Origin of the sequence: Methylobacterium sp. 10 (genome assembly GCF_000519085.1) — a bacterium.
In the GTDB taxonomy this organism is placed as follows: domain Bacteria; phylum Pseudomonadota; class Alphaproteobacteria; order Rhizobiales; family Beijerinckiaceae; genus Methylobacterium.
This window is the reverse complement of sequence record NZ_KI912577.1, coordinates 1,082,609-1,095,140: the sequence shown is the minus strand read 5'-3', so window position 1 is coordinate 1,095,140 and position 12,532 is coordinate 1,082,609. Positions and strand designations below refer to the sequence as shown.

Genomic DNA, 12,532 nt, shown 5'->3' with positions numbered 1-12,532 from the left:
CCCAGAAGAAGAATGAGGTTCTCATGAACTCGGTCGAAGCCAATCTGGTCGATACCGCCGCCCGCAGCGCGAACGCTCCCACCCTGGCGCTTCCGGTGGCCGCCGCCGCCGGCATCGAGGCCTGGCACGTGGAATCGCCCGTGGTGCCGATGATCGCCCTCGCCTTCACTTTCGAGGGGGGAGCGGCTCAGGATCCCGAGGGCAAGGGCGGCGTGGCGCAGATGCTGGCGCGCCTCCTCGACGAGGGCGCCGGCGACCTCTCTTCCGACGCCTTCCAGGAGCGTCTGGCCGCGCGGGCCATCGAATTGTCGTTCCATGCCGGCGCCGACGCGGTGGGCGGCTCCCTCAAGATGCTGGTCAAGCACGCCGACGAGGCCATCGACCTCCTCGCCCTGGCGCTCGCCAAGCCGCGCTTCGACCCCGACGCCATCGAGCGCGTGCGCGCCCAGACGCTGGCCGGCCTGCGCTACCAGCAGAACGATCCGGGCGTGATGGCCTCACGCCGCTTCTTCGCCGAAGCCTATGCCGGCCATCCCTATGCCCGTCCCTCGTCCGGCACGCCGGAGAGCATCGCGGCCATCACCCGCGACGACCTCGTGGCGATGCACCGGCAGATCATCGGCCGCGGCGGTCTGAAAGTGGCGGCCGTCGGCGCCATCGATGCGGACCGTCTGGCCGATGCCCTCAACCGCGCCTTCGGTGTCCTCGACGAGGCCGGACCGCTGAACGCCGTGCCGCAGACCCAGGTCGGCCAGCTCGGGCGCCGCGTCGTCGTCGATATCGACGTGCCGCAATCGGTCCTGCGCTTCGGCATGGGTGGCGTGCCGTGGAAGGACCCGGACTTCATCCCCGCCTACGTGCTCAACCACATCCTCGGCGGCGGCTCCTTCACCTCGCGCCTGTTCCAGGAAGTGCGCGAGAAGCGTGGGTTGGCCTATTCGGTCGGCACCTCCCTCGTCAGTCACCGCGCCAGCGCCATGACCTGGGGCTACACCGCCACCAAGAACGAGCGCGTCGGCGAAGCCCTGTCGGTGATCGGCGACGAGATCGGCCGCCTCATCAGCGACGGCCCATCCGACGAGGAGCTTCAGAAGGCCAAGGATTACCTCACCGGCTCCTATGCACTCGGCTTCGACACCTCGACCAAGATCGCGCACCAGCTCGTGCAGATTTCCTTCGAGGGGCTGGGCATGGACTACTTCGCCCGCCGCAACGAGATGGTGACGAACGTGACCCAAGCGGACATCCGCCGCGCCGGCGCCCGCACCTTTGCCGATGGTAGGATGCTGGTGGTGGCCGCAGGGCGACCAACGGACTTCCTGTAGAATCCGGACGCTTCGCGGCTTTGTAGTCTGAACTCCTGCTCACCTGCCGCGTCGCTGCGGGTGAGCGGGGAAGGGAGGCTTGGATTGGCGAGGGCGGCGGTCTGATCGACGTTCCGAACCCATCGATTCATTCCCCTTTCCCGGACTCCCGAAGGGCGATCCGGGACCCAGCCAAGAACGGCGTCGCGCCGGCGACCCCCTATCAGACCGACAGGGCGAGCCGCCCGGCCGCCCGGCGAAGGTCGCCTGCCGGCTCCGCTCCGTAGCGTTCCTCGAACGTCTGTTGCGCCCGCTCCCAGAAAGGCAGCGCCTCCTCGATGCGGTCTCGACCCGCCGCGGTGAGGGTAAGGGAGCGCGTGCGGCCGTCCGGTCCGGGACCGGCGGCGATGAGCCCGTCCCGGGTGAGCGGATGCAGGGCACGGCCCATCGTAGTCCGGTCCATCACCATGATCTCGGCAAAGCCGTTGATGGAGATCGGCCCGACGCGAGCGAGACCGCGCAATAGGCCGAACTGGCTGGTGCGCAGGCCGGTCGGTGCGAGATGCTGGTCGTAATGCTGCGTCAGCCGGCGCGACGCCTGGCGAAGGGCGAGGCAGTGGCACGGCAAGACCGGCGCCGGATGGTCCATCGCGAGATCCTCGAGAAACGGGTCACAGGGGTGAGAGCAACGCGCTTGTCTAACGAGTGCATATGCGCCTAAGCAAGGGTCGAACGCGTCGCGGTGCCAGGCCTCCCCGCTCGGTCATCGCGCCGAACCACCCTGCGGAACCCGAAGAGGCCTTATGCCCAGCACCGCTCCGTTCGGATCAATGTCGAACGCCGTTGCCGCGCCACTCGCCCGCCGCAACGTCCATTACGGCTGGGTCGTCGCAGGCGTCACCTTCCTCACCATGCTGGTGACGGCGGGCGCCGTGGGCGCACCGGGCGTGCTGATCCTGCCGTTGCAGAAGGAATTCGGCTGGGACACGGCGACGATCTCCTCGGCATTGGCCGTGCGCTTCGTCCTGTTCGGATTGATGGGGCCGTTCGCGGCCCAGCTGATGAACCGCTACGGCCCGCGCCGCATCGTCCTCCTGGCGCTTCTCCTCATCGTCGGGGGGCTCCTCACCTCCCTGTTCATGACCGAGGTCTGGCAGCTGGTCATGCTCTGGGGCGTCGTCGTCGGCATAGGCACGGGACTCACGGCCCTGGTGCTCGGCGCCACCATCGCGACCCGCTGGTTCTCGCGCTCGCGCGGCCTCGTGGTCGGTCTCCTCACCGCGAGTTCGGCCACCGGCCAGCTCATCGTGCTGCCGCTTCTCGCCGCCCTAACCGAGCATCTCGGCTGGCGCGCCGCGATGCTCGTCATCTGTGGCCTCCTGCTCACGGCGGGGCTCGCCGTCGCGGCGCTGATGCGCGACCGGCCGGAGGAGATGGGACTGGCCCCCTATGGCGACATCTCTATTGCCGGTACCGTTCCGGGACCGGCAGTCATGGCCGGCAGTGCGCTCGGTGCCCTGCGGGAGGCGTCGCGCACGGGCGTGTTCTGGGTGCTCTTCGCCACCTTCTTCATCTGCGGGGCCAGCACCAATGGGCTGATCCAGACCCATTTCATCCCCCTCTGCGCCGATTACGGCATCGGCCCGGTCCAGGGGGCGAGCGTGCTCGCGGCGATGGGCGTGTTCGACTTCATCGGCACGGTGGCGTCGGGCTGGCTCTCCGACCGCTACGACAACCGCTGGCTCCTGTTCTGGTATTACGGCCTGCGCGGCCTGTCGCTGATGTTCCTGCCTTTCTCCGACTTCTCCTTCGTCGGCCTGTCGGTCTTTGCCGCCTTCTACGGCCTCGACTGGATCGCCACGGTGCCGCCCACCGTACGGCTCACCGCCGCCCGGTTCGGGCGCGAGAAGGCGAACCTCGTCTTCGGCTGGGTGTTCGCGGGCCACCAGCTCGGGGCCGCCACCATCGCCTACGGCGCCGGCCTGTCGCGCACCGCCCTGTCGAGCTACCTGCCCGCCTTCTTCGCCGCCGGCGCCCTGTGCATCCTCGCCGCCATCCTGGTCATGACCCTGTCGCGGCCCGGCGACCGGCAGGACGCATCATCCGCCGCTCTGCCGGCGCGGGGGTAGACCCAGGCGAAAGGGTAGCGGATGCGGGCGTCAGAGGATCTGCAGATGCGTGCGCGGCCCGAGGCGTCGCAGCAACCGGACGAGATCGGTTCGCTTCACCGCGATGCAGCCCTCCGTCGGCAGGTATCCCGCCCGCGCCACATGCAGGAAAATCGCCGAGCCACGCCCCGGTCGGATCGGCTGCCGGTTGTAGTCGAGATCGACCACAAGGTCGTAGAGACCGTCCTCCCGCCACATCCGCTCCGCGCTCACGCCGGGGGCGGGCAGGACGATCGGGCGGTTGTAGCGCCTGTCGCGCGGGTCGTCGCACCAGCCATCGCTCCGTCGCGTCCGGCGCAGAGCCAGCGCGGTGCGGGGACGCGCTCCGAAATGGTCCGGGCGATAGGCTCCGGCCCGGAGGCGGAAGACGCCTCGCGGGGACAGGCCGTCCCCCTCCCGCTTGACCTGACCGATGCCGGAGCGGCCGAGCGCACAGGGGATGACCGCATTGGCGGCGAGAATCTGCCCGCGGGTGGGGTCGCTCACCAGCCGACGGACGCGGATGCGAGTGAGAGTCAGACGGATCATGTCCACCTTATCGTCTGGACGGACCGGTTCGAGCCAGCCCATTCCTAAGGCGAGGATGCACGCCGACGACGCCCAGGCGAAACTTTTCCGGGCGTCGAAGCGTCACGGACGTGCAAAGTCTGCCCTCGGCGTGACGTCGTTCAAGGTTCTGACATAAACCCGCCATCACTCTGCTGTGTAGGCTCGCGGCCGACGACGCGGCCGTCTCTCAAGTTTTCGGGATCGGCCCGTCCGGGCGCATCCCAGTTGCGTGTGAAAGTATCCCCGGCCGATGTCGACCACCCATCGCCTGCTCATCTGCGACGACGACGAGTCCCTGCGCGAAACCTTGATCGAACAGCTCGATCTGTACGAGGAGTTCGTCACCGTCAGCGCGGAGGACGGGACATCCGCCCTCGCCCGCGTGGCCGAGGATCGGATCGATCTCGCGATCATGGATGTCGGCCTGCCGGACATGGACGGGCGCGAGGCGGTGCGGACCATGCGCCGTAACGGGTATCGCGGCCCGGTCATCATGCTGAGCGCGCAGGATTCGGAAGAGGACACGGTGGAGGGCCTCGAGGCGGGCGCCAACGATTATGTCTCCAAGCCGTTCAAGTTCGCCGTACTCCTCGCCCGCATCCGCGCGCATCTGCGCAGCCACGAGGCAAGCGAGGACGCCGTCTTCCAGATCGGCCCCTACACGTTCCGCCCCGGCGCGAAGCTCCTCGTCTGCGAGCGCGGCTCGAAGCTGAAGCTCACCGAGAAGGAGACCGCGATCCTGCGCTTCCTCTACCGCGCCGGCCGCGAGGTGGTGGCGCGCGACACGTTGCTCGCCGAGGTCTGGGGCTACAACGCGCAGGTCACCACGCATACGCTGGAGACCCACATCTACCGTCTGCGCCAGAAGATCGAGCCGAACCCGGCCGTCACCGCCATCCTCGTGACGGAAGGCGGCGGCTACAAGCTGCTGCCCTGAAGATCAGGCGACCACAATCGGCGCATCACCGCCGGATGTATAGAAGGCGGCGATCTCCCGGATGAGGTCGCGCTGCTGCTCGTGGACGAGATCGGACAGGATCTCATCGTCGTTGCCGTCGATGACCGACAGCAGGCGGATATCCGGATACCTGCCTTCGAAGAAGACCAGGACTTCGGATTGCGCATAGGGATCGTTCGGATCCAGGCAGAGGTGATTGGACACCGGAGTTTCCGTCTTCGTCTTGCTCGGGAGACGCGTCTATCCACGGGTTTCGTGACATCCGTTTGATCGGCCCTCCTTGCACACGCGGGCGCCGCGCCGGATTTCCCCCCTCGCCCGCCTTCGGCTAAGGCTAGCTCCGCCGGAGGGACGCCTCCGTCGTGAGGGAGCGGACGGCATTGGGGCTCGACGACGACATCGCGATCCTGGCGGCCGCGCCCCTGTTCAGTTTCATGGGACGCGATGCCCTGAGGCTGCTCTCCTTCGCAGCCGAGCGTCGCAGCCTGATGCCGGGAGACGTGCTGTTCGCCCGCAACGAGCGCAGCGATGGCGGATACGTCGTCATGTCCGGAACGGTCGAGCTGGCGCCGCGTGGCGCCGGTGCCGAGCCCGTCAGGGTCGGCCGTTCCGCCCTGATCGGGCAGATGGCGCTATTCCTGCGCGGCGAGCGCCCCACCGACGCCCATGCCGTCACAGCGGCGGAGGTCGTCCGCATCACGCCCACGCTGATGCGCCGGGTGCTCGAGGAATTTCCCGATGCCGCCGAGGCGATCCACGCCGCCCTTCGCGACGACCTCGGCACGTTGATCGAGGATCTCGACGGCGTACGGGCAAGGATCGACGCCATCTGACACCGTATCGCCCTCTCGCCGGACGCACGAGCCGGCGAAACCTGCGAAGACGAGCCAAAAACCCTCCGTCCCTCAACGCTCTCTCGGGAAGTGCTCATGCGCGCCGTCGTGATTCTCTGCCTCGCCCTCCTGCCCGCCACCCCGGCGCTGGCGGCATTTCCGTGCGACGAACTCTGGGGTGAGCGCAACGCGGTCTATGCGGAGGCCGGCTACTGCTTCAGGACCCAGCGCGCGATCGCGGCCTTCGGCAACGTCAATTGTCGCTTCTCCGACATCCGCGACGTCCCACTCTCCGCCCGCGACCGGGCGAAGGTCGGCGAGATCGTGCGGGAGGAAACCCGCAACGGCTGCCGGGAGTGAGCCCACGCTTCGCCTGAAGCCCCGAGATGACAGGACAGGGCCATCGCTTCGAGCGATGGCCCGAGGTGACAGGCGCGGCCGCCTTTTGTAAGCACGGCCCTCCCCATCACCGACCGGAACGCCGCCATGTCCCACGCCGATCTCTCCGCCACCATCGAGACCGCCTGGGAGGAGCGCGCCGGGATCGACATCTCGACCAAGGGCGCCGTGCGCGAGGCCGTGGACGAGGCCCTCGACCTGCTCGATTCCGGCAAGGCCCGCGTGGCCGAGAAAGTGGACGACGAGTGGCAGGTCAACCAATGGCTCAAGAAGGCGGTGCTGCTGTCCTTCCGCCTCAACGACATGGAGATCATCCATGGCGGTCCCGATGGTGCCAATTGGTGGGACAAGGTGCCCTCGAAGTTCGAGGGCTGGAAGAAGAAGCATTTTCGCGAGGCCGGCTTCCGTGCCGTGCCCGGCTGCTTCGTGCGGCGCGGCTCCTACATCGCGCCCGGCGCCGTGCTGATGCCCTCCTTCATCAATCTCGGCGCCCATGTGGGCGAGGGCACGATGGTGGATACCTGGGTGACGATCGGCTCCTGCGCGCAGGTGGGGAAGAACTGCCACATCTCCGGCGGCGCCGGCATCGCCGGAGTGCTCGAGCCGCTCCAGGCCAATCCGGTCATCATCGAGGACAATTGCTTCATCGGCGCCCGCGCCGAGGTGGCCGAGGGCGTGATCATCGGTGAGGGCAGCGTGCTCTCCATGGGCGTCTATATCGGCGCCTCCACGAAGATCATCGACCGCTCCACGGGCGAGGTCATGTATGGCCGCGTGCCGCCCTATTCGGTGGTGGTCTCGGGCACGACGCCGGGCAAGGACCTGCCCGACGGCACGCCCGGCCCCGGCCTCTACTGCGCCGTCATCGTCAAGCGCGTGGATGCGGGCACCCGTTCCAAGACCGCCATCAACGAGTTGCTTCGCACCTGAGGCGAACCCGGGTTCGCTTGCGATCGGCATTCCCTCTTCCCGCCTGCGGGAGGAGGGGGTCCGGCACCCGTCGTCGACCATGGCGCGACACAGGGCCAACCTGTGCGGCGGCGACCGGCGCGTTAGATCTCCGATCCGATACAGACCGTCCCGGATGAGGCGTTGCGAGCGATGATCGAGCCTGCCCACTCCACCCGTGGCTTTCAGCTCGACGTGCTGGAGCGCAAGGTCCCGACGCCCTGCGATATCGTCGGGAGCGGCCCGGCGGCCCTGCTCCTGCCGGCCCTGTCATCGATCTCGGCCCGCGCGGAGATGCGGCCCCTCGCCAAGATCCTCGGCCACGACTATCGCTGCCTCATTCCCGATTGGCCCGGCTTCGGCAACCATCCGCGTTCCCGCATCGCCATGGAGCCCGAGACGTTCCACGCCTTCATGGATTCCCTGCTCGCGGCGTTGCCCGGCCCCTACGCTATCGGCATCGCGGCGGGTCATGCGGGGCCCTATCTCGTGGCGGCCGCCCGGCGGCATCCGGGCATGTTCGACCAGCTCGTCCTCATTGCCCCCACGTGGCGTGGGCCGCTGCCCACCGCTCTCGGCGACTCGCGCCGCGGCTGGCTCTCGGGCATCCGCAAAGCCATCGAGCTTCCACTGCTGGGCGAGGCGCTCTACCGCATCAACATCAGTCCTCCGATCATCGGCCGGATGATGCGTGCGCATGTCTATGCCGATCCGGACCATGTCACGCCCGGCATCATCGCCGACAAACACGCCGTCACGCTCCAGCCGGGGGGTCGTTTCGGCACGGCGGCCTTCGTCACCGGAGGTCTCGACCCGTTCAAGGCCCGCAAGGACTTTCTCGCCCTGATCGAGGCGGACGGACTTCCGCCGCTCCTCGTCCTGCGGCCGGAGCGTGCGCCCCGCCGATCCGGCGCCGAGATGGACGCCCTCATCGCCGCCGGGCACGTAGCCAAGGCTTCGGTTCCGGGGGCCTTGAGTCCGCACGAGGAATATTCGGGGGAGGTCGCCGCCGCGATCCGCGCCGGCATCCGGTAGGGGTGTCGCGCGCCGACCGGTGGCCAAACCCGTTACGGATTGGCGAAATGTCATGCGCTCAGGGTGCCATACGAGTGTCGTTCAGGAACACTATGGCTCCCCTATCGCTTGCCATTCCCGACGCCTTTGATCCTGAGCCGCTGTCATGTCCCCTCTGCTTCCCACTCTCGCGTCGCTCGCCTTCACGTCCTGCGCCCTGATGGCAGCCCCCACCCTGGCGCAGGCGCCCGCGGCGAATTCCGTCGACACCAAGACGACGGGGGGCAAGCCCCGCTCCGCGCCTGCCGTCGCGACCACGCCGTTGACGCCGGGAATGCCGGCGCGCGCGCCCTACCTGTCCGATGCGACCGCACCCGATGCCGTCGCGATCCTGCCGCCGCCCCCACGTGGTCAATCGGCGGCCGAGACGGCGGACAAGACCACCTTTGCGGCGACCCGCGCCCTGAAGGGCAGCGCGCGTTGGGAGCTCGCCACGGCGGATGTAGCGGACGGCCCTTCGGCCATCCTCGATGATTTCGCCTGCGTGCTCGGCCGCAAGATCGACCAGTCCCGCTCGCCCGCGCTGATGACGCTGCTCGAACGGACCCGCCTCGATATCAGCCGGGCCACCCGCTCGCTCAAGGAGCATTATCGCCGCCTGCGTCCCTTCGTCGGCAATGAGGCAGAGATCTGCGTGGCGCGGACCCGCGAATTGGGTGATGCCTTCAGCTTCCCCTCCAGCCACGCGACACAGGGCTGGGCCTACGCCTCCATCCTCGCCGCACTGGTGCCGGAGAAGGCGACGCAGTTCTTCTTGCGCGGCAAGGCTTACGGCGAGAATCGCATCGTCTGCGGTGTGCATTGGGCGAGCGACGTGGAAGCCGGACGCACCACGGCCAGCGTTGTCGTCAGTTCGCTCCAGGGTGATTCCAGCTTCCGTACTGATCTCGAGCGAGCCCGCGTGGAGATGGCGAAGAACCTCTCTCAGGAAGGCTCGCCCCCCGATCAGGCGATCTGTGCCCGCGAAACCTCGGCTCTACGCGAACCCATCCTGTAGGCGGTCACGGGGGCTCGGTAGTAGCCGATCTTCTGCAGAGCAGGTCATGTCGGTTGCGCCTCGGCCCATCCACGAGGCCCCTTCGAGCATGCCGGAAGGAAGAAAGGCCCGACCGGTGTCCTGGTCGGGCCTTTCTTCGTTTTCCCGTGAAACGGGAAGGGTGAGAGGCGGCACCTCTTAGCCCGCCGTGGTTTTGCTCCGTCTCCGGCGCCGGGCGAGGAGATTGAGCGCCTCGACGCCGGCCGAGAAAGCCATGGCGGTGTAGATGTAGCCCTTTGGCACGTGGGCGCCGAAACCTTCCGCGATCAGCGTCATGCCGATCATGATGAGGAAGCCGAGTGCCAGCATCACCACGGTGGGGTTGGCGTCGATGAAGCGCGCAAGCGGGTCGGCCGCGAGCAGCATGACGGTGACGGCGGTGATGACGGCGATCACCATGATCGGCACGTGATCGGTCATGCCCACCGCCGTTATGATGCTGTCGATGGAGAAGACGAGGTCGAGCACCAGGATCTGCCCCACGGCGGCGGCGAAGCTCAGCGCCACCGGGGAGGACGCATCCTCGTGGCCGTCATCGGGATCGACGGTCTCGTGGATTTCCTTCGTCGCCTTCCACAGCAGGAACAGGCCGCCGCCGATCAGGATCATGTCCCGCCAGGAGAAGGCCTTGCCGAAGACTTCGAAGACCGGCTGCGTCAGGTGGACGATGTAGGCGACGGTGCCGAGCAGGCCGAGGCGCAGGACCAGCGCGAGGCCGATGCCGATGCGGCGGGCCTTGGTCTGCTGATGGGCCGGCAGCTTGTTGGTGAGGATCGAGATGAAGATCAGATTGTCGATGCCGAGCACCACCTCCATCACGATGAGGGTGGCGAGCGCCACCCAGGCGGTGGGGTCTGCGGCGAGCTGAAGAAGAGAATCCACGGGGAGAGAACCTCGAACGTCGTCAGGTCGGAAAGCGGCGGAACGTCAGGACGCGGCGGGGATGATACCGGGGCGCTCGGCAGGCTCGGGCGCATAGATGCGGATGGCCTTGGGCACGACTTTGAAATGGGCCGGGGTGTAGGTGGAGAGTTCTCCATCCGTGTTCACCGGCCTGGGCTTCTTGGTCTTCACCACGATCTCGGTGGTGTTGAAGGCACGCACGTCGGCCGCCTTGCCCTGCGTGCCCCGTCGGAGGGCAGGCAGCAGCGCGATGAGCCGCCACCAGTGCCTCACCTCCAGGCTGTAGAAATCGAGCTTGCCGTCATCGACGGTGGCGGTCTCCTCCACGGTCATCCCGCCGCCATAGTGGCGACCGTTGCCCACCGAGACCTGGATCGTGGTGATGGTCTCGGTCTGCCCGTCATGTTCGAGATAGACCGTGAACGGACGCACCCGCCGCAGGACGCGCATGGCGGCGATGGCATAGCCGAGCGTGCCCCACTTCTTCTTCGATTCGGAGGTCAGGTCGCCGGCGAGGTCGGCCGAAAAGCCGATGCTCGCCACGTTGAAATAGTAGCGGCCGTTGACCCAGCCGAGATCCACTGCCTGAGGCTGCGCCGTGCCAATGAGCTGCGCGGCCTCCACCGGGTCGGTGGGCAGGCCGAGGGAGCGGGCGAGGTCGTTGGCGGTGCCCAGCGGCAGGATGCCGAGGGGCAGGCCGGTCTCGACCAGGGCCGGTGCGGCGGAGTTCATGGTGCCGTCACCGCCGCCGAGGATGACGAGATCGCAGTCCTTTGCATGGCGGTTGATCACCGCCGTGCAATCGGGATCACCCGGCGGCTCGAACGGCTCGATGCCGGCGGCACGCAGGGAGTCCCGCACGGCGTCGAGGGAGAACGAGCCGTTCCGGGCGTTCGGGTTGACGAGAAGGAGAGCCCGGCGGGTGGAGGCGGCGCTCACGATGCGGCCTCCGGGAAGGGGCATCCGGGGATGCCACATGAGATCATCGCAACAACCACGTGTTTCAGAACCCCCCGATGCGTTCGCGCCGCGTCAGCGCAAAGGCAGAGAAGGAGTCCGACATCGCGGCCGACGCCTCGGCCGCCAGAGGGGCCCGGACCCGTCAAGCTCTCCAGAGGTGGGCGCTTCCACGCCGATGGCAAGAGGCAATGTCCTAGAGAAGGGCAACTTGCGGTAAGATGGGCATTCACAACCTTGTCGGACGGTGATCGCCGATGGCTGGGAACAGCGGGCATAGCGCGGGGAACGGCGCGCGATCGCAGCAGCCTGGCAATGCCCCGTGCTAGATCACGAGCCACGACGCGACCCGGCCGCGAACGACCCCTCTCGACGCGGGCAACCGAACGCCCGACCTTGACGTTTCCCTTCGGCCGGGCGCTGTCATGCGGTCGTGCCCACCCTCCACGTCGCTCGCGACAGCGGTGAGATGCCATGCGCTACGGATTGTTCTCCACTTGCTCGGCGGCCCTCCTCGGGGCCTTGATATCCACCGGTAGCGCCGGGGCTCAGGGCCGCCCGGCCTGGGTCGATCCTCCCGCCAAGGCCGATACGAAGCCCGAACCGAAGGGCGACGCGAAACCCGCCGCGTCCCAGACGGCGCAGGAGGCATCCCAGGCGAGCCCGGCCCAGGGGGCGAAACCCGAGACGACGCCGAGTGCCGCCTCCGTCGTGGAGAGGAGCGCAGACGCACCGCGGCGGATCCGTCGCGGCAGCCGCCACGCAGAGGGTGGGATCAGGCATTCCTCCCGTCGGCTGTCGCAGGTTCCGCCGAACGCCCTCCCCCTCACCGTCTCCCCGGGTGCACCATCCCCGAGCATGGCGATGGCCTCCGAGGATCGCTTTCCCGAATGGGCGCGCAAGGCCCAGAGGCTGAACGAGGATTATCTCGACGCGGTCTCGGAGCCCGGCGACGGCATGGTCGCCGCCGCGCCGCGGTTCTACGCCGAATCTGTTCGCTTCCACGGCCGGACCCTGTCGCTGGCGGCGCTGATGGCGGAGAAGCGCCGCTTCGTCCGGCGCTGGCCGGACCGCCGCTACGTGGTGCAGGACGGTTCCCCGCGCACGGCCTGCAGCGTCGGCACGAGCAGTTGCATCGTGCGCTCCACCTTCGATTTCCGTGCGGCGAACCCGAGGAACGGTGCCCGCTCGCAGGGCGTGGCGGAACTGACCCTGGAAATCTCCTTCGCCGGACCGCGCCCGCTGATCGTATCAGAGTCCAGCCGAGTCCTGCGCCGGTTCGCACCGGGACCGCTGAGCGCCGCCGCATCGACACGGCCCGGCGCCTGAGCCACAGTCGAACCGATGATCGCAGCCAAGACACGCGCGGCTAAGACACACGCAGCCGGCAAGACCTCTCCGAC

At 67.9% G+C, this 12,532-nt stretch carries 14 protein-coding genes; 9 read left to right on the top strand and 5 right to left on the bottom strand.

Annotated features, from left to right (window positions below; translation table 11 throughout):
* Positions 1–23 precede the first annotated feature (23 nt).
* Positions 24–1,325, top strand: a complete 1,302-nt coding sequence (locus K368_RS0105030) for a pitrilysin family protein (RefSeq protein WP_036266755.1) — start codon at positions 24–26, stop codon at positions 1,323–1,325.
* A gap of 202 nt (positions 1,326–1,527) precedes the next feature.
* Here the strand turns inward: K368_RS0105030 and K368_RS0105025 are convergent, their stop codons facing one another.
* Entirely contained in the window at positions 1,528–1,953 is a 426-nt protein-coding gene (locus tag K368_RS0105025; protein ID WP_027171436.1) for a MarR family winged helix-turn-helix transcriptional regulator, read from the bottom strand.
* Positions 1,954–2,107: 154 nt separating this feature from the next.
* On the opposite strand from K368_RS0105025, the gene K368_RS0105020 reads away from it, so the two are divergent.
* Entirely contained in the window at positions 2,108–3,433 is a 1,326-nt protein-coding gene (locus tag K368_RS0105020) for an MFS transporter (RefSeq protein ID WP_027171435.1), read from the top strand.
* Between the two features lie 30 nt (positions 3,434–3,463).
* Here K368_RS0105020 and K368_RS0105015 read toward each other — a convergent pair whose 3' ends face one another.
* The gene (locus K368_RS0105015; RefSeq protein WP_027171434.1) at positions 3,464–4,000 is read right to left on the bottom strand and encodes a L,D-transpeptidase family protein; all 537 of its coding nucleotides are present in this window, start codon (positions 3,998–4,000) and stop codon (positions 3,464–3,466) included.
* A 271-nt stretch (positions 4,001–4,271) separates the two neighbouring features.
* Here K368_RS0105015 and K368_RS0105010 point away from each other — a divergent pair, with 271 nt between their 5' ends.
* Positions 4,272–4,958, top strand: a complete 687-nt coding sequence (locus K368_RS0105010; protein ID WP_027171433.1) for a response regulator transcription factor — start codon at positions 4,272–4,274, stop codon at positions 4,956–4,958.
* Between the two features lie 3 nt (positions 4,959–4,961).
* On the opposite strand, the gene K368_RS0105005 is transcribed toward K368_RS0105010, so the two are convergent.
* Positions 4,962–5,183, bottom strand: coding sequence for a hypothetical protein (locus tag K368_RS0105005; RefSeq protein ID WP_027171432.1), 222 nt, complete (start codon positions 5,181–5,183; stop codon positions 4,962–4,964).
* Positions 5,184–5,359: 176 nt separating this feature from the next.
* On the opposite strand from K368_RS0105005, the gene K368_RS0105000 reads away from it, so the two are divergent.
* The 5 genes from K368_RS0105000 (at position 5,360) to K368_RS0104980 (ending at position 9,230) form a co-directional block, all read left to right on the top strand.
* Positions 5,360–5,812 carry a cyclic nucleotide-binding domain-containing protein gene (locus K368_RS0105000; protein ID WP_027171431.1) on the top strand — a complete coding sequence of 151 codons (453 nt, stop codon included), beginning with the start codon at positions 5,360–5,362 and terminating at the stop codon, positions 5,810–5,812.
* 96 nt (positions 5,813–5,908) lie between these two features.
* On the top strand, positions 5,909–6,172 hold the full coding sequence (locus K368_RS0104995; protein WP_027171430.1) for a YARHG domain-containing protein: 264 nt from the start codon (positions 5,909–5,911) through the stop codon (positions 6,170–6,172).
* Between the two features lie 126 nt (positions 6,173–6,298).
* The gene (dapD, locus tag K368_RS0104990) at positions 6,299–7,141 is read left to right on the top strand and encodes a 2,3,4,5-tetrahydropyridine-2,6-dicarboxylate N-succinyltransferase (protein ID WP_027171429.1); all 843 of its coding nucleotides are present in this window, start codon (positions 6,299–6,301) and stop codon (positions 7,139–7,141) included.
* A gap of 171 nt (positions 7,142–7,312) precedes the next feature.
* Positions 7,313–8,194, top strand: coding sequence for an alpha/beta hydrolase (locus K368_RS0104985; RefSeq protein ID WP_036265973.1), 882 nt, complete (start codon positions 7,313–7,315; stop codon positions 8,192–8,194).
* Positions 8,195–8,339: 145 nt separating this feature from the next.
* Positions 8,340–9,230 carry a phosphatase PAP2 family protein gene (locus tag K368_RS0104980; protein WP_027171427.1) on the top strand — a complete coding sequence of 297 codons (891 nt, stop codon included), beginning with the start codon at positions 8,340–8,342 and terminating at the stop codon, positions 9,228–9,230.
* Positions 9,231–9,407: 177 nt separating this feature from the next.
* Here K368_RS0104980 and K368_RS0104975 read toward each other — a convergent pair whose 3' ends face one another.
* Positions 9,408–10,151 (bottom strand): TerC family protein, encoded by a 744-nt coding sequence (locus K368_RS0104975; protein ID WP_027171426.1) that lies wholly within the window; start codon positions 10,149–10,151, stop codon positions 9,408–9,410.
* A 45-nt stretch (positions 10,152–10,196) separates the two neighbouring features.
* On the bottom strand, positions 10,197–11,135 hold the full coding sequence (locus K368_RS0104970) for a lipid kinase (RefSeq protein ID WP_155935316.1): 939 nt from the start codon (positions 11,133–11,135) through the stop codon (positions 10,197–10,199).
* A gap of 468 nt (positions 11,136–11,603) precedes the next feature.
* Here K368_RS0104970 and K368_RS0104965 point away from each other — a divergent pair, with 468 nt between their 5' ends.
* On the top strand, positions 11,604–12,458 hold the full coding sequence (locus K368_RS0104965; RefSeq protein ID WP_027171424.1) for a hypothetical protein: 855 nt from the start codon (positions 11,604–11,606) through the stop codon (positions 12,456–12,458).
* Positions 12,459–12,532: the final 74 nt, after the last annotated feature.